Here is a 15,936-nt window from a genome sequence, read left to right on the forward strand (position 1 = left end):
GCGCGGCCGTGCGACGGATGGCTGGAGTAGCGCCGCCGATCCCGTTAGGATGATGCCACGGGGGAGACGGCGATGAGACTGGCGGCGCGGCTCGCGATTCTGGCACTGGCGCTGGCGCCGGTGGCTGCATTGTCGGACAATGCGCCGCGCGTCATCCTGGCGCAGCCGGGGGTCGAGGCGGGCGGGATCCAGCGCTACACGCTGCGCTTCAGCCAGCCGATGATGCCGCTGGGCGATCCGCGCGCGGCGGCGCCCGTGACGGTGGAATGCGGCATCGGCGGCACCGGGCGCTGGGTCGACCAGCAGACCTGGGTGTACGATTTCGCGACGGCGCTGCCCGGCGGCACGACGTGCAGCTTTACGACCCGCGCGGGGCTGAAGAGCCTGGCGGGCTATGCGCTGAGCGGCGAGCAGCGCTTCACCGTCGACGCCGGCGGGCCGGTGGCGCGCGCCGTGCTGCCCGCCGCCGACGGAAGCGAGATCGAGGAGGATCAGGTGTTCCTCGTCGCTGCCAATTTGCCGCCGACGCCGCAATCGGTGGCGGCGGGCGCCTATTGCGCGGTCGACGGGATCGGCGAGCGTATTCCGGTGGAGGTGCTGGGGCGCGACACCGCAGGCTCGCTGCTCGCCGGGCTGGGCAAGGATCGCTGGGAGGTGCGCCAGTTACTGGAGAGCGGCGGCATGCCGGCGGACCTGCCCGAGGCGGGCGAGGGCCGCGATCGCGCGATCGCGGGGGTGACGGCGCTGCGCTGTCGCCGCGCGCTGCCGCCGGGGCGCGACATGGCGCTGGTGTGGGGGGCGGGCATCGCCGCGGCGGGCGGCAAGCGCGCCGGCGCCGACCAGCGTTTCGACTTCACCGTGCGCAAGCCGTTCACCGCGCGCTTCGAGTGCAGCCGCGTCAACCCGCAGGCCGGATGCAGCCCGGTCGAGAAAGCCTATGTGCGCTTCACCGCCGCAGTCCCGATGTCGCAGGCGCGCGCGATCCGTATCGTCACCGCCGACGGTACGGAGATTGCCCCTACCTTCAGCAAGGAGGAGCAGCAGCGCGCGACGGTGAACGACGTGACCTTTGCCGCGCCGCTGCCGACGGGCGTGCGGGCTAGGCTCACCTTTCCCGCGGGGGTTCGCGACGAGAGCGGGCGGCCGCTCGCCAATGCCGAGCGCTTCCCGCTCGACGTGGCGTTCGACGCCGCCCCGCCGCTGGTGAAGTTCGCCGCGCCGTTCGGCATCCTCGAGGCGAAGGAAGGCGGCGTGCTGCCGGTGACGGTGCGCAACGTCGAGCCGGGATTGCAGGGCCGCAACCTGGCGGTCGGCGGGGCGGCGATCCGCGTCGAGAGCGGGCCGAACGGGCTCGACGGGGCGGTCGCCGAATGGCTGCGCAGCGTCGACAAGGCGGGCGAGAGCAATATCGAGGACGTGACCGGCGCGAAGGGCGAGGTGATTCGCCGCGTCAACCATACTGGCGACACGTCGATCCTCGCCGGCAAGGGCAGCAAGCTGAGCGTCGCGCTGCCGGGCAAGGGGCGCGATTTCGAGGTGGTCGGCATCCCGCTTACCAAGCCCGGCTTCTACGTCGTCGAGCTGGCGAGCCCGGTGCTCGGCCGCGCGCTGCTCGGGCGGGCCGCGCCGCGCTACGTCGCTGCGGCGGCGCTCGTCACCAACATGGCGGTCCATTTCAAATGGGGGCGCGAGCGCAGCCTCGCCTGGGTGACGCAGCTCGACACCGGGCGGCCCGTGGCGAACGCGTCGGTGGCGGTGAGCGACAGCTGCACCGGCAAGTTGCTGGCACGCGGGGTGACCGATCGCAGCGGCGGGCTGATGATCCCCGCCGGGCTGCCGCAGCCCGAAACCTATGCCAGCTGCGAGGCGAGCTCAACCGCGCACGCGCTGATGGTGTCGGCGCGCAGCGGCGATGATTTCAGCTTCACGCTGACCGAGTGGGGTGAGGGCATCCGGCCGTACGATTTCGACCTGCCGTACGGCTACGATGCGCGCAGCGAGATTCTCCACACCGTGTTCGACCGCGCGCTGGTACGGCAGGGCGAGACGGTGCACATGAAGCATATCGCGCGCCGTCCGGTGGGCAGCGGCTTCGCGATCCCGCCGGGGTTCCGGGGCACGCTGAAACTGTCGCACCGCGGATCGGACACGCAGTTCGAGCTGCCGCTCGCGATCGACGCCAACGGCATCGGCGAGACCGAGTGGACCGCGCCCGCGGGCGCACCGATGGGCGACTACGACCTGCAGGTGGTGACCGGCGACCGCACGATCTACACCGAGCAGAGCTTCCGGCTCGACGAGTACAAGCTGCCGACGATGCGCGCGAGCGTCACCGGGCCGAAGGGCGCGCTGGTGCGGCCCAAGAGCGTGCCGCTCGACCTGTTCGTCGGTTATCTCTCGGGCGGCGGCGCGTCGAACCTGCCGGTCGACGTGCGCGTCGGCTGGTCGCCGCGCACCGCGACGCCCGATGGGTATGAGGCGTTCACCTTCGGCGGGCGGCGGATCGAGGAAGGGGTGCGGCCGCTAGACGGCGACGGGGAGGAGACCGGCGCGGCGTTCCCGCCGACGCAGACGCTGCCCGCAACGCTGCGCGGCGACGGGACGCAGCGCACCAGCGTCGAGGCGCCGACGACGCTCGACGGCAATGCCGACATGCGCGTCGAGATGGATTATCAGGACGCCAACGGCGAGACACTGACCGCCAGCCGCACGCTGCCGGTGTTCGGCGCGGCGGTCCAGCTCGGCGTGCGCACCGACGGCTGGCTGATGAAGCAGGACGACCTTCGGTTGCGCTTCGTCACGCTCGATACCGATGGCAAGCCGGTGAAGGGACAGAAGATCGCGGTCGCGGTATACAGCCGGCAGGTGCTGACCGCGCGGCGGCGGCTGATCGGCGGCTTCTACGCCTATGACAATCGCGTCCGCGTGACCAAGCTCGACGCGAGCTGTTCGGCGACGAGCGACGCGCAGGGGCTCGCGCAGTGCAGCCTCGATCCCGGCGTGTCGGGTGAGGTCGAGGTGGTGGCGACCACCACCGACGGCGACGGCAACGTCGCGCGCGCGACGCGCTCGGTGTGGCTGGCGGGTGACGAGGACTGGTGGTTCGGCGGCGACAACGGCGACCGGATGGATCTGGTGCCCGAACAGATCGCCTATCAGGCGGGCGATACCGCGCGCTTCCAGGTGCGCATGCCGTTCCGCAGCGCGACCGCGCTAGTAACGGTGGAGCGCGAGGGCGTGCTGTCGAGCTTCACGACGCAGCTGTCGGGCAAGGACCCGGTGGTGTCGGTGCCGCTCAACGGCGCCTATGCGCCCGACGTCTATGTCTCCGTCCTGGTGGTGCGCGGGCGCGCGACGCAGAGCTGGTGGGGCTGGCTTACCGGACTGTTTGGCGGGCATGACGACGCGCCAGCGCCGACCGCACTCGTTGATCTGGCCAAGCCCGCCTATCGCCTCGGCATCGCCAAGGTGAAGGTGGGGTGGGAGGCGCATCGGCTGGGCGTGGCGGTGAAGGCCGATCGCGCGCGCTATGCCGCGCGCGACACCGCGCGTGTCACTATCGCGGTGACGAAGCCGGGCGGGCAGCCCGCACGCAGCGCCGACGTCGCCTTCGTCGCGGTGGACGAGGCGCTGTTGCAGCTCGCGCCCAATCCGTCGTGGGATGTGCTGACCGCGATGATGGGCGATCGCCCGCTCGCGGTGCTGACCGCGACGGCGCAGACGCAGGTCGTCGGCAAGCGGCACTATGGGCGCAAGGCGGTGGAGGCGGGCGGCGGCGGGGGCGGCGACCTGTCGGCGCTGAACCGCGAAAATTTTCAGCCCGTACTGCTGTGGAAGGGGCGCGTCGCACTCGACGCCGCGGGGCGTGCGGTGGTGCCGGTGCGGCTGAGCGACGCCTTGTCGTCGTTCAAGCTGGTGGCGATCGCGACCGATGGCGCGCAGCTCTACGGCACGGGCACCGCCGCGATCCGCACCGCGCAGGATCTATCGATCTATGCCGGCCTGCCGACGCTGGTGCGCAGCGGCGACGATTACGCGGCGGGCTTCACGCTGCGCAACGGATCGGACCGGCCGATGACCGTTACCGCCGAGGCCTCGCTGACGCCGCGGATCGCGCAGGGGCGGCCGATCACGGTGACGATCCCGGCGGGGGGCGCGGCGCCGATCGCGTGGAACCTCTCGGCGCCCAATGCGGCAGGTACGGTGCGCTGGCAGGTGAGCGCGCGCACCGCCGACGGGCGGGCGGCGGACCGGATCACCGTGGCGCAGGACGTGATTCCCGCGGTGCCGGTGGAAACCTGGGCCGCGACGATCGCGCGGGTGGGCGGTGAGACGACGATACCGATCGCGCCGCCGGCGGGGGCCCTGCGGGGACTGGGCGGCGTCGACGTGCAGCTGAGCGACACGCTCGCGCCGCCGCTCGCGGGCGTGCGCGACTATATGGCGGCCTATCCGTACGAATGCTTCGAGCAGCGGCTGAGCCGGATCGTCGCGCTGGGCGATGCGCGCGGTTGGGCAGCGCTCGCGGCCGAGATGCCGACGTATCAGGCGGCGGATGGCCTGCTGCGCTACTTCCCCGGTGACACGCTGGCGGGATCGGAGGCGCTGACCGCCTACGCGCTGTCGATCACCGCGGAGGCGGGGTTGGCGATCCCGGAGGCGGTGCGGCTGCGCATGATCGAGGGGCTGCGCGCGGTGCTCGACGGGCGGCTGCGGCGCGAGGAATATGGTGACGTGCGGCTGCAGCGCGTCGCCGCCTTCGCCGCGCTCGCGCGGGCGGGCGCAGCGGAGGCGGGGATGCTCGGGCAGCTCGGCATCGCGGCGAACGAGATGCCGACCGCGTTGCTCGCCGATTATCTTGTCGCACTCGATCGCACACGCGGCATCGCCAATGCCGCCGCGCTGCGCACTGCTGGCGAAGCCGTCCTGCGCAGCCGACTGGTCTACGAAGGGTCGCGGATCGATCTGTCGGATCGCGCCAACGCGCCGTGGTGGCTGATGTCGTCGGCGGACGAGGGCGCGATCAAGGCGCTCCTCGCGACGCTCGGGCGGCCCGGCTGGCAGGAGGAGGGGCCGCGGATGATGATCGGGACCGCGCTGCGCCAGCGCCGCGGGCATTGGGACACGACGCCCGCCAACGCCTGGGGCACGCTGGCGGTGCGCCGCTTCGCCGCGCTGTATCCGGCGCAGGCGATCGCGGGCACGACGACGCTGTCGCTCGGTGCGCAGACGCAGGCGCGCGGCTGGCCGCTCGACCCTGCGGCGCGGCTCGCGCGGTTCGCGCTGCCGGCGGCCCCGACGCCGCTGCGGCTCACCCAGGCCGGCGGGGCGGGGCCGTGGGCGAGCGTGGCGGTGAAGGCGGCGGTGCCGCTGACGCAGCCGCTCGCCGCGGGCTATCGCCTGTCGCGCAAGCTTGACGTGGTGCAGGCGCGCAACGCCGGCCGGCTGACGCGCGGCGACGTGGTGCGCGTGACGCTGACGATACATGCGTCCGCGGAACGCAACTGGGTGGTCGTCAGCGACCCCGTGCCGCCGGGCGCGACGGTGATCGGCGGGCTGGGCGGGCAATCGGCGATGCTGGACGAGGGCGGCGCGAGCGAGGGCGTGACGCCGGCCTATGTCGAGCGCGGGCGCGAGGCGTGGCGCGGCTATTTCGCCTGGGTGCCGGCGGGATCGTTCACGGTGAGCTACACGATGCGGCTCAACGGGGCGGGGCGGTTCGGACTGCCGGCGTCGCGCGTCGAGGCGATGTATTCGCCCGACATCCGCGCGGCGGTGCCGGTGGGGACGATGACCGTCGGGCTGCGGTGAGAGGGCCGCCGGCGTATGTCTGAACGACGCGCCGCGGCGCGAATTGCGCGAGACTGGCGGTGAGTGCGCCTGACGCGCCTCGCGCTACCGCCGACGTTTCGGAGGGTCGGACGTCGCGTGCTGCGCAGGCAGGACCTGCCGAATCGCGTGGTGCAAGGGTGGCGATCGCCGTCATCCTCGCGCTCGCGGCGCTGATCGCCACCGCCGACTGGCTCACGCGGCCGCCGCCGATGCCGGGCTACGCGCAGACACGCGCGCGTTGGCAGCCGTCCGAAGCGTGGCTGTACGATCGACGCGGGCGGTTGATCGATTCATCGCGCATCGATTTCGCCGCGCGGCGGCTCGCGTGGACGCCGCTGGCGCGGGTCGCCCCGGTGGCGCGCGCGACGATCCTCGCCGCTGAGGACCGGCGCTTCGCGCGCCACGGCGGGGTCGACTGGCTGGCGATCGCTGGGGCGGCGCGCGACCGGTTGGAGGGCAGGCGCGGGCGCGGGGCGAGCACGATCGCGATGCAGCTCGCCGGGTTCCTGTCACCGGGTCTGGCGCAGCCGGGCGCGCGCCGGTGGCGCGACAAGATCCGCCAGATGCGCGCCGCACAGGCGATCGACGCGGCGTGGAGCAAGGACCAGCAGTTCGAAGCGTATCTCAACCTTGCCGGGTTTCGCGGCGAGGCGCAGGGGATCGGCGCCGCGGCGCTAGGACTATTCGGCAAGACGCCGGCGAGCCTGTCGCGCGACGACGCGCTGCTGCTCGCCGCGCTGCTCCCCGATCCGCAGGCGAATGCTACGGCGATCGCGCGCCGCGCCTGCGCGATCGCCGGGGGCGGATGTGCCCGCTTCCCCGCGCTCGCCGCATCGATGCTCGGCCCCGCACGCAGCCTGCAGCTCGATCCGGGGCTGGCGCCGCATCTGTCCGACCGACTGCTGACCAAGGCCGGTCTCAAGGTGACATCGACGCTCGACCTCGACGTCCAGCGGCTGGCGATCACCGCGCTCAGGCGCCAGCTGCTCGGGCTAGGCGCGACGCGGGCGCGCGACGGCGCGGTGATCGTCGTCGACAATGCGAGCGGCGACGTGCTCGCCTATGTCGGCGGGATCGGCGGGCATTCGACGAGCCCCGCGGTCGATGCAGCCGCCGCCTATCGCCAGGCGGGATCGACGCTGAAGCCGTTCCTCTACGCACAGGCGATCGAGCGGCGCTATCTGACGGCGGCGTCGATCCTCGACGATACGCCGGTGCAGCTCGACACCGCCTCGGGGCTCTACGTGCCGCAGAATTACGATCACGCGTTCAAGGGGCCGGTGTCGGCGCGCGTCGCGCTCGCCGCGTCGCTCAACGTGCCCGCGGTGCGCACGCTGCTGCTGGTCGGGACCGAGCCGTTTCGCGACCGATTGTGGGACATGGGCTATCGCGGGCTGGTGGAGGACGGGAGCTATTACGGCTTCAGTCTCGCGCTCGGATCGGCCGAGGTGACGCTGGGCGAGCAGGCGGCGGCGTATCGCGCGCTGGCGAACGGCGGGCGCTGGTCGCCGCTGCGGATGGTGCGCGATGCGGCGCCGGTGCCGCCGCGCGCGGTGACGGGTGCGTCGGCGGCGTGGATCGTCGGCGATATCCTCGCCGATCCGGCGGCGCGGGCGGGCACGTTCGGGATGGATTCGGCGCTGCGGCTGCCGTTCTGGGCGGCGGTGAAGACGGGCACGTCGAAGGCGATGCGCGACAATTGGTGCGTCGGCTTCTCGCGCCGTTTCACGGTTGCGGTATGGGTGGGCAACGTCGAGGGCGATTCGATGCGCGCGGTATCGGGGACGAGCGGCGCGGCGCCGGTGTGGCGCGACGTGATGACCGCGCTGGAACGGCGCGGCGCGCTGCCCGCCCCGGCGCGGCCCGCCGGCGTCGTCGCGCAAGGCGTGCGCTTCGCCAGCGCGCGAGAATTGCCGCGCACTGATTACTTCGTGGCGGGGACGCAGGTAGCGCAGGTCGTCGCTGCGCCTGCCGCCGCGCGACGGCCGCGGATCACCTCGCCCGTCAGCGGCAGCGTCTACGCGCTCGATCCCGATATCCCGTCCGCGGCGCAGCGACTGGCGGTCGACGTCAGCGGCGCGGCGATGGCGCATCGCCTGCGGCTCGACGCGCGCGACCTGGGCAGCGCGGCGGCGCCGCCGCTGCTACGCGCCGGGCCGGGGCGGCACGAACTGGCCCTGGTCGACGTCGCTGGTAAAATCGTCGATCGGGTATCATTTACCATTCGGTAGAACCAATTCGGATGGCGCGCGTTTGCCGAAACAGTCCCACCCCCTTTCGGGACTAGTGCCGGATCCCAAGCCAGGCACCGACCGCGCCGCGGCGTAGCTTGCGGCGCGGTCGTTCTTGGCCGCAGTTCATCGCTGCGCCTTAAACCGAACTTTTCATCAATCGCGAACGCAGAGGGCCGGGCGATCGCTCGCCCGGCCCTCGCCTTGTCCGGTAGCGGGAGCTTACCAGTAGAAGTTGCGGATCACGTCCAGCACGATGCCGCGGCGGTAATCGACTAGCACGACGTCGTTATAGTGGCGGATCCAGCGTGCGTTGCCGCGCGCGGCCGGCAGGCGATAGCGCCACGGATCGTTGATCCAGTACCGCTGGCCGTAGAACTGCGGTGCAATGCGCGCCCCGGTGCGGAACGTGTTGTAGCGGAACGGCGCGCGCCAGTTGCCGCGCGAATAGAGCGCCCGGTTCTGGTTGCGATAACCCTGCCAGTCGTTGCGACCCCACGCGCGGTTACGGTCCTCGAACCGGTCGCGGCGATCTTCATAGCGATCGCGGCGGTCGTCGCGATATTCCCGGCGGGCGTCGCGCAGGTCGCGTCGCTGCTCCTCAACCTCGCGCCAGTCGCCGCGGCGCTGCGCCTCGCGCACGTCGCGCCGCTGCTCGCGAATCTCCTGGCGGTCGCGGCGCAGCTCGCCGTTCTGGGCGCTGGCCACGCCGGGCAGCGCGATCGCGGCGATCAGGGTAGGGATGATCAACTTACGCATGATCGTGAACCTTTCATCTTGGTGCGGCATGAACACCGTTGCCGCGCCATGGATGCAGGCTTCGCACGATTCGGCTGAATGGCGCGGGAATGCGTCTGTCAGCCAACAGAAAGGATCGTGACGCCGGCGTTACGGCGTCCGGCCTCGATTACGCTTTACGGACCCGATGGGCCCCCGGCGCCGGCCGCGCCGACGGTGCCGATGTTGCCGAACAGATCCTGGAAGAAGCCGCGCTTGCGCCCGAGTGTCGGCGTGACCTTCTTCGACGGATCGATCGCCACCACCTGCTCGGCGTTCCAGCGACGGATCGCCGACACGTTGCCCGCCTGATCGAAGCTGATCTGCACCGTCAGCTGATCGCGCACCTTGGGCACGTTGAAGGCGTAGTTGCGGCTATCCCGCGAGACATAATACCAGTCGCCCTGGTTGAACTGGCTGGCGAAGCTCGGCTGGCCGAGCGTCGCGAGCACCGACTGGCGGTTGTCGACGCCGGGCTGGACGGCGTTGAGCAGATCGTTGTCGACGACATAGCCCTGGTGCGACCGCAGCGGGGCGCAGGCCGACGCGGTGATCGCCAGCGCGGCGACGGCAGCGAGAAGGGGAAAACGCATGATCACTCCGCAATAGGCCCGCGACGGGCGACACGCCGTTGCGTCGGCGGCCATTCGCCTCAATATGCCCGCACGACAGGCGATACAAGCACGGGTGCCCGCCAGGGGCGTTCGGCACGACACGAAGGTTCGACGATCTTGGCTCTATTCGACCGGTTCCGGCGGCGTGACCGCGAGGCGGCGGCACCGCTCTATGCCGCGGTGGTGGCGCGCGCGCGCGATCCGCACTGGTATCTTGCCGGCGCGCCAGACACGCTCGACGGGCGGTTCGACATGGTCGCAGCGGTGCTGTCGATGGTGCTGCTGCGGCTGGAGGAGGAGCAGGTCGAGCCCGAGGCGGCGCGGCAGATCGTCGCGCAGCTGACCGAACGTTTCATCGACGACATGGACGCGCAGGTGCGCCAGATCGGCTTCGGCGACATCATCGTCGGCAAGCATGTCGGGCGGATGATGGGCATGCTCGGCGGGCGGCTCGGCGCGTATCGCGACGGCGTCGCGGCGGGAGACCTGTCGACGGCGCTGGTGCGCAACCTGTGGCGCGGCGAGCCGCCGGCGGACGGTGCGGTGGCTGAGGTGGGCGCAGGGCTGCTCGGGCTGCGCCGTGCGCTCGACGCGGTGCCGCTCGCGACGTTGCAGGCGGGGCGGCTCGCATGACGCCCGAATTCTCGCGCCCGGTGCGCGTCGACACGATCGGCGAGGGCGAGCGCACCGTGACGATCGAAGCGGATGCGGGCGAGCGCGCGGCGCTGGCGAAGCGGTTCGACCTCGTCTCGATCGAGCGGCTCTCGGCGGACTTCACCGTGCGCAAGGAAGCCGCCGGCATCCGCGTGGCGGGGCGGGTGACAGGAGCGGCGGTGCAGGCGTGTTCGATCACCGGCGACCCGCTGCCCGTGACGATCGACGAAGAAACGCAGCTGCGCTTCGTCGAGGACGATGCGCGTGAGGAGGAGATCGAGCTCGACGACGAGGCGATCGACGTCCTGCCGCTGGAGGGCGGCGCGATCGATCTCGGCGAGGCGGCGGCGGAGACGCTTGCGCTGTCGCTCGATCCGTTTCCACGCGGGCCCAATGCCGCCGCGGCGCTCGCCGCCGCCGGCGTCGTCAGCGAGGACGAGGTGACGCCGCTCAACGCCTTCGCCGCGTTGAAGGACAAGCTCGCCAAGAAGGGCTGAGCCGCCGCTAGTGCGTGCCCGTACCGCGCACGTTGGAAAGCGTGGTGCCGGCGGTAATCTGCTCGACATCGGTCTTGACGTGCAGCAGGCGCACGCCGCCGTGCTCCATGGCGCGGGCGAGCGTGGGGGCGAAATCGGCCGTCGCCGTCACCGTTTCGCTCCACGCGCCATAAGCCTTGGCGAGCAGCGCGAAATCGGGGTTGGCGAGCCGCGTCGCCGAGGGGCGATCGGGGAATTCGCGCTCCTGATGCATGCGGATCGTGCCGTAGGTGCCGTTGTCGACGACGACGACGAGCATGTCGCAGCCGTGCTGGATCGCGGTGGCGAGCTCCTGGCCGTTCATCAGGAAATCGCCGTCGCCGGCGACCGCGACAACCATGCGGCCGGGGCGGCGCAGCGCGGCGGCGACGGCGGCGGGGACGCCATAGCCCATCGCGCCCGCGGCCGGCGCCAATTGCGTGCCCGGGCCGGCATAGGGCCAGTAGCGATGCCACCAGCCCGAGAAATTGCCCGCGCCGTTGCAGATGATGGTGTCCGCCGGAAGCATGGCGCGCATCGTGCCGACGCACGGGCCGAGATCCATCGCGACGCCATCGCGCGCGGCGGGGGTCGACCAGGCGCGATAGGCGTCGTGCGCGTCGAGCTCGTGCGGATGCGCCGGGCCGTCGACCAGCGCCAGCGCCTCGGCGAATTCGGCCATTGTCGCGCAGATCGCGAGATCGGTCCGGTACGTCATGCCGAGCTCGGTCGCGTCGGGATGGATGTGGACGAGCCGCTGGCCGGGATGATCGGGAGTGATCAGCGTATAGCCGTCGGTCGTCGCCTCGCCGAGTCGTGCGCCGATCACCAGCAGCAGGTCCGCCGCCTTCACCCGCGCGACGAGTGCCGGATTGGGGCCGTAGCCGAGGTTGCCGGCATAGGCGGGGCAATCATTAGGCACGGCATCCTGGCGGCGAAAGGCGGCGACGAGCGGCACGCGCGCGCGATCGGCCCAGGCGGCGACGTCCTGCCCCGCCGCGCTGTCCCACCCCGCGCCGCCGACGATCGCGACCGGACGCTCGGCGGTGGCGAGGAGATCGGCGAGCTGCTCCATCGCGTCGGGATCGGGCGCCTGGCCGACGCGCTCGACGCGCGGGCGATCGATCGCCTCGACGCGGTCGAGCAGCATGTCCTCGGGCAGCGCGAGGACGACGGGGCCGGGGCGCCCGTTCATCGCCACGGCATAGGCGCGCGCGACATATTCGGGGATGCGGCGCGCGTCGTCGATCCGCGCGGTCCATTTGGCGACCGCGCCGAACATCGCCTCGAAATTGATTTCCTGGAACGCCTCGCGGTCGCGCGTGCCGCGATCGACGTCGCCGACGAACAGGATCATCGGCTGCGAATCCTGCCGCGCGACATGGACCCCGATCGACGCGTTGGTGGCGCCCGGCCCCCGCGTGACGAAGGCGATGCCGGGGCGGTGCGTCAGCGCGCCGTCCGCGCAGGCCATGAACGCGACGCCGCCCTCCTGCCGGCAGGTGACAACGTCGATCGCGGGCGTATCGACCAGCGCATCGAGCACAGCGAGGAAACTCTCGCCCGGCACGGTGAAGATCCGGTCGCAACCCTGGGCCACGAGCTGATCGACGAGGATGCGGCCGCCGGTGCGGGCGGAGGGGGGATTGGTCATCGCGGCACCCTAGCCCCGCGGGGCAGGGGCCGCCACTCGTTATGGTCACCGACACGGGCGACAAGGCGGCTGGGCAGCGCGGCGATCGCGGCTTGCTAAGTCGTCCGCCTTAGCCGATCGTTCGCCGCAAAGAATGGAGAGGATCACCATGGCGGATTTCGAACTCGTCACCGACGGCCTGCGCTTTCCCGAGGGGCCGGTGATGATGCCCGACGGCAGCATCGCGCTGGTCGAGATCGAGCCGGGGCGGATTACGCGCGTCCACCCCGACGGGCGCAAGGAGACGATCGCGGAGCCGGGCGGCGGGCCGAACGGCCTCGCGCTCGGACCCGACGGCATGCTCTACTGCTGTAACAACGGCGGGTTCGACTGGCACGAGAACAACGGCATGCTCGCGCCCGGCGGGATCGCGAGCGATTATTCGGGCGGGCGGATCGAGCGGATCGATCCCGCGACGGGCAAGGTCGAGGTGCTGTACAAGTCGGGCGATCACGGCTGCGTGCTGCGCGGGCCGAACGATCTGGTGTTCGACGCGCACGGCGGCTTCTGGTTCACCGATCACGGCAAGATGGACCACAAGAAGCGCGTCCACGACGTCGTCGGCATCTTCTACGCGCACGCGGACGGCAGCCATCTCGAGGAAGTCGTCTTCCCGTCGAACAACCCCAATGGCTGCGGCCTCTCGCCCGACGGCAAGTGGCTCTACGCCGCCGAAACCTACACCTGCCGGCTGATGAAGTTCGCGGTGACCGCGCCGGGCAAGGTCGACGCGACCGCCGGCGTCGGCGGGCCGGGCATCCCCGTCTATCGCCCGGCGGGGTGGAAGTTCTTCGATTCCCTGGCAATCGAGGCTTCGGGCAACGTGTGCGTCGCGACGATCGGCGAGAGCGGGATCAGCGTGGTCTCGCCCGACGGCGAGCTGGTCGAATTCGTCGCGACCGACGATGTCTTCACCACCAACATCTGCTTCGGCGGGGCGGACATGCAGGACGCGTATCTGACGCTGTCGGGCACCGGGCGGCTGGTAAAGACGCGCTGGAACCGGCCGGGGCTGAAGCTCGAATATTGAACCGCTGGCGGGTAAGCCCCGGTTGCGCTAGCGCCGGGGCGACACGGGGGAGATCGGCATGTTGGTTAGGGGCACGCGGCGCGCCAATCGGCTGGACGGAACGGACGATCGGGACGCGCTGATCGGCGACTGGGGCGATGATCGGCTGTTCGGCTATGGCGGCGACGATCTGTTGATCGGCGACCTGAACGGCGACACGTCCGAGCGGGCGGCCGGCAACGACCAGCTGTTCGGCGGCGACGGCAACGACGTGCTGATCGGCGGCCGCGGCGACGATCTGCTGGTGGGCGGGAACGGCAACGACACGCTCGTCGGCGGCTATGCCGAGGGCTTTTTCAGCGACGATCCGGCAAGCGGCCCAGCGATCGTCTATGGCGGCGCGGTGCCTGCGGGCAACGACAGCTACAACGGCGGCGCGGGGATCGACACCGCGATCCTGCTGTATCGCGGCGACGGCGCGATCACGCTCGACATGTCGGTGACGAACCGCGCGGCGACGATCCGGCGTGACGGCGTCGACGCGGGCTCGATCGTCAACGTCGAGGCGTTGGTATTCCAGGGCGGCGACGGCAACGATCGCGTCACGGCAGCGCGTGTATCGGCGCCGTTCCTGATCGACACGCTCGACGGCGGGGCGGGCGACGACGTGCTCGACGGCGGCGGTGGCATCGACCTGCTGATCGGCGGCGCCGGCAACGATACGCTGATCGGCGGCGGTGAGGATATCGCCTCCTACGAGGATCGTGGGTTGGCGAGCGACGACATGGCGGGCGTCACGGTCGACCTGCGGCTCAACCGCCAGGCGCAGGATACCGGCGGATCAGGGATCGACACGCTGATCGGCATTCGCGGCCTGTACGGCAGCGGCGGATCGGACGTGCTGATCGGCAACGGGAGCGCCAACGAGATCGTCGATCGGCTGAGCGGCGACGATCGGATCGAGGGTGGCGCGGGCGACGACAGCCTGCGGATCGAGCGTTTCCTGGGCACGCGCGCGACGACGACGCGCATCGACGGCGGCGTCGGCAACGACGCGATCGACTTCTTCTCCAACCGCAACGCAGCACACGATGTGACGCTGATCGGCGGCAATGGCGACGATACCATCAGCGTGACCGGCGCGGCGCGCGCGGTGATCGATGCGGGTTACGGCGTCGATCGCGTCGCGGTGGATACGGCGGCGGGCCTGTACCAGGTCACGCTGGGCGGCGGGGCGGACACGTTGATCCTGCGCGAGGCGGCGGATGCGACGCTGCGCGCGCACGAGGTGCGCGTCACCGACTTCGCGACCGGTGATGCCGGCGACAAGGTGGACCTGCGTGACTGGCTGTCGACCGCCGCGATCGGCTATGTCGCGGGCGACGATCCGTTCGGCGAATATCTGAGGCTTGGCCGGCGCGGCGACGATGTCGTGCTGGTCGCCGACCGCGACGGCGCGGGCGACGCGTTTGTCTTCAATACGCTCGTCGTTTTTGAAGATGCGCGGTTGCAGCGGTTCACCGACGCCAATTTCATCCTTCCCTCCGCCGCCCCGGCGATGGACACTTTCGTATCGGATTTTGCCTGACTTATGCGTGATACCGTTATTTTCGATTTCGGCGGGGTCGTCACCTCGTCGCCGTTCGAGGCGTTCAACCGGCTCGAGCGCGAGCGCGGCCTGCCGCACGATCTGATCCGGCGGATCAACGCCACCGATCCCGATGACAATGCCTGGGCATTGTTCGAGCGCGCCGAGATCGACGCGCGCGGGTTCGATGCGAAATTCGCCGCGGAGGCCGAGGCATTGGGGCACGAATTGCGCGGCGAGGACGTGCTCGCACTGCTGTCGGGCGATATTCGGCCGCGGATGGTGCACGCGCTCGATTGGCTGAAGACGAACGGCTACAAGCTCGGCTGCATCACCAACAACGTGCCGGCGGGCGAGGGCGCTGGCATGTCGCGCAGCGCGGAGAAGGCGGCCAAGGTCGCCGAGGTGCTCGCGCGGTTCGACCACGTAGTCGAATCGAGCAAGGTCGGCATCCGCAAGCCGGACCCCAAGATTTACCAGATGATGCTCGACCATCTCGGCAAGCCCGCGGCGAACTGCGTCTACCTCGACGACCTCGGCATCAACTGCAAGCCGGCGGCGGGCCTGGGGATGCACGCGATCAAGGTGACGGGCGAGGCGCAGGCACTCGACGATCTCGCCGATGCGCTGGGCGTCGAGCGCGGGCTGTTCTGACGACCAGGCGTGGCGATCGGGGAGCATGCGGCGCGCGTCGCCGCGTGCCTCGACGCTGAGGTGTAAAAGGTACGGCAGCAGGAAGCCCCCGCCGCCGAGCAGCGCGACCGGCGCGAAGCGTTCGCGCCAACGCGGTCAGTGTCTTCAAGAAAATCGAGAGGCACGGGGAATCGAGGTCGAACTGGCCCGGCCAGGCTAGGCGTGCGATGTCGGCGAAGAATATCGGCAGGAGATCGATGCCGGGCTGCGCAACGACCAGTACGGTACAGGCGACGACGACGTGGCAAGCGCCGCGAGCAGTGCGCGAAACGGTGCCATGCTTTCCTTTTGCCGTGTCGATCGACCGATCGAATGACGGGACGATCGTGC

General features: G+C 70.7%; 10 protein-coding genes. 7 read left to right on the forward strand and 3 right to left on the reverse strand.

From position 1 onward, the window contains the following. Positions 1–72: 72 nt before the first annotated feature. Complete coding sequence (locus tag F1C10_RS13870; RefSeq protein ID WP_185207043.1) at positions 73–5,811, forward strand: alpha-2-macroglobulin; 5,739 nt, start codon at positions 73–75, stop codon at positions 5,809–5,811. Between the two features lie 158 nt (positions 5,812–5,969). Then, positions 5,970–8,063: a penicillin-binding protein 1C gene (gene pbpC, locus F1C10_RS13875; RefSeq protein ID WP_258042934.1), complete on the forward strand. Its 2,094-nt coding sequence runs from the start codon at positions 5,970–5,972 to the stop codon at positions 8,061–8,063. 222 nt (positions 8,064–8,285) lie between these two features. Here the strand turns inward: pbpC and F1C10_RS13880 are convergent, their stop codons facing one another. Further along, positions 8,286–8,822, reverse strand: a complete 537-nt coding sequence (locus F1C10_RS13880; protein ID WP_185207045.1) for an RcnB family protein — start codon at positions 8,820–8,822, stop codon at positions 8,286–8,288. A 155-nt stretch (positions 8,823–8,977) separates the two neighbouring features. Continuing rightward, complete coding sequence (locus tag F1C10_RS13885) at positions 8,978–9,433, reverse strand: outer membrane protein assembly factor BamE (RefSeq protein ID WP_085808430.1); 456 nt, start codon at positions 9,431–9,433, stop codon at positions 8,978–8,980. A gap of 138 nt (positions 9,434–9,571) precedes the next feature. Between F1C10_RS13885 and F1C10_RS13890 the strand changes: the two genes are divergently transcribed. Both F1C10_RS13890 and F1C10_RS13895 read left to right on the forward strand, forming a co-directional pair. Then, positions 9,572–10,087 carry a ubiquinol-cytochrome C chaperone family protein gene (locus F1C10_RS13890; RefSeq protein ID WP_258042935.1) on the forward strand — a complete coding sequence of 172 codons (516 nt, stop codon included), beginning with the start codon at positions 9,572–9,574 and terminating at the stop codon, positions 10,085–10,087. After that, the gene (locus tag F1C10_RS13895) at positions 10,084–10,605 is read left to right on the forward strand and encodes a DUF177 domain-containing protein (RefSeq protein ID WP_185207047.1); all 522 of its coding nucleotides are present in this window, start codon (positions 10,084–10,086) and stop codon (positions 10,603–10,605) included. Before F1C10_RS13890 ends, F1C10_RS13895 begins: the two co-directional genes overlap by 4 nt. A 7-nt stretch (positions 10,606–10,612) precedes the next feature. On the opposite strand, the gene F1C10_RS13900 is transcribed toward F1C10_RS13895, so the two are convergent. Further along, on the reverse strand, positions 10,613–12,277 hold the full coding sequence (locus F1C10_RS13900) for a thiamine pyrophosphate-binding protein (RefSeq protein ID WP_185207048.1): 1,665 nt from the start codon (positions 12,275–12,277) through the stop codon (positions 10,613–10,615). Between the two features lie 148 nt (positions 12,278–12,425). Here F1C10_RS13900 and F1C10_RS13905 point away from each other — a divergent pair, with 148 nt between their 5' ends. The 3 genes from F1C10_RS13905 to F1C10_RS13915 are packed head-to-tail and all read left to right on the forward strand — an operon-like array spanning position 12,426 to position 15,567. Further along, a complete protein-coding gene (locus tag F1C10_RS13905; RefSeq protein WP_185207050.1) occupies positions 12,426–13,346 on the forward strand; it encodes an SMP-30/gluconolactonase/LRE family protein in 921 nt (306 codons plus the stop codon). Between the two features lie 58 nt (positions 13,347–13,404). Then, positions 13,405–14,913, forward strand: a complete 1,509-nt coding sequence (locus F1C10_RS13910) for a calcium-binding protein (protein ID WP_185207052.1) — start codon at positions 13,405–13,407, stop codon at positions 14,911–14,913. Between the two features lie 3 nt (positions 14,914–14,916). Then, positions 14,917–15,567 (forward strand): HAD-IA family hydrolase, encoded by a 651-nt coding sequence (locus F1C10_RS13915; protein ID WP_185207054.1) that lies wholly within the window; start codon positions 14,917–14,919, stop codon positions 15,565–15,567. Positions 15,568–15,936 lie beyond the last annotated feature (369 nt).

The organism is Sphingomonas sp. NBWT7 (genome assembly GCF_014217605.1).
In the GTDB taxonomy this organism is placed as follows: Bacteria; Pseudomonadota; Alphaproteobacteria; order Sphingomonadales; family Sphingomonadaceae; genus Sphingomonas.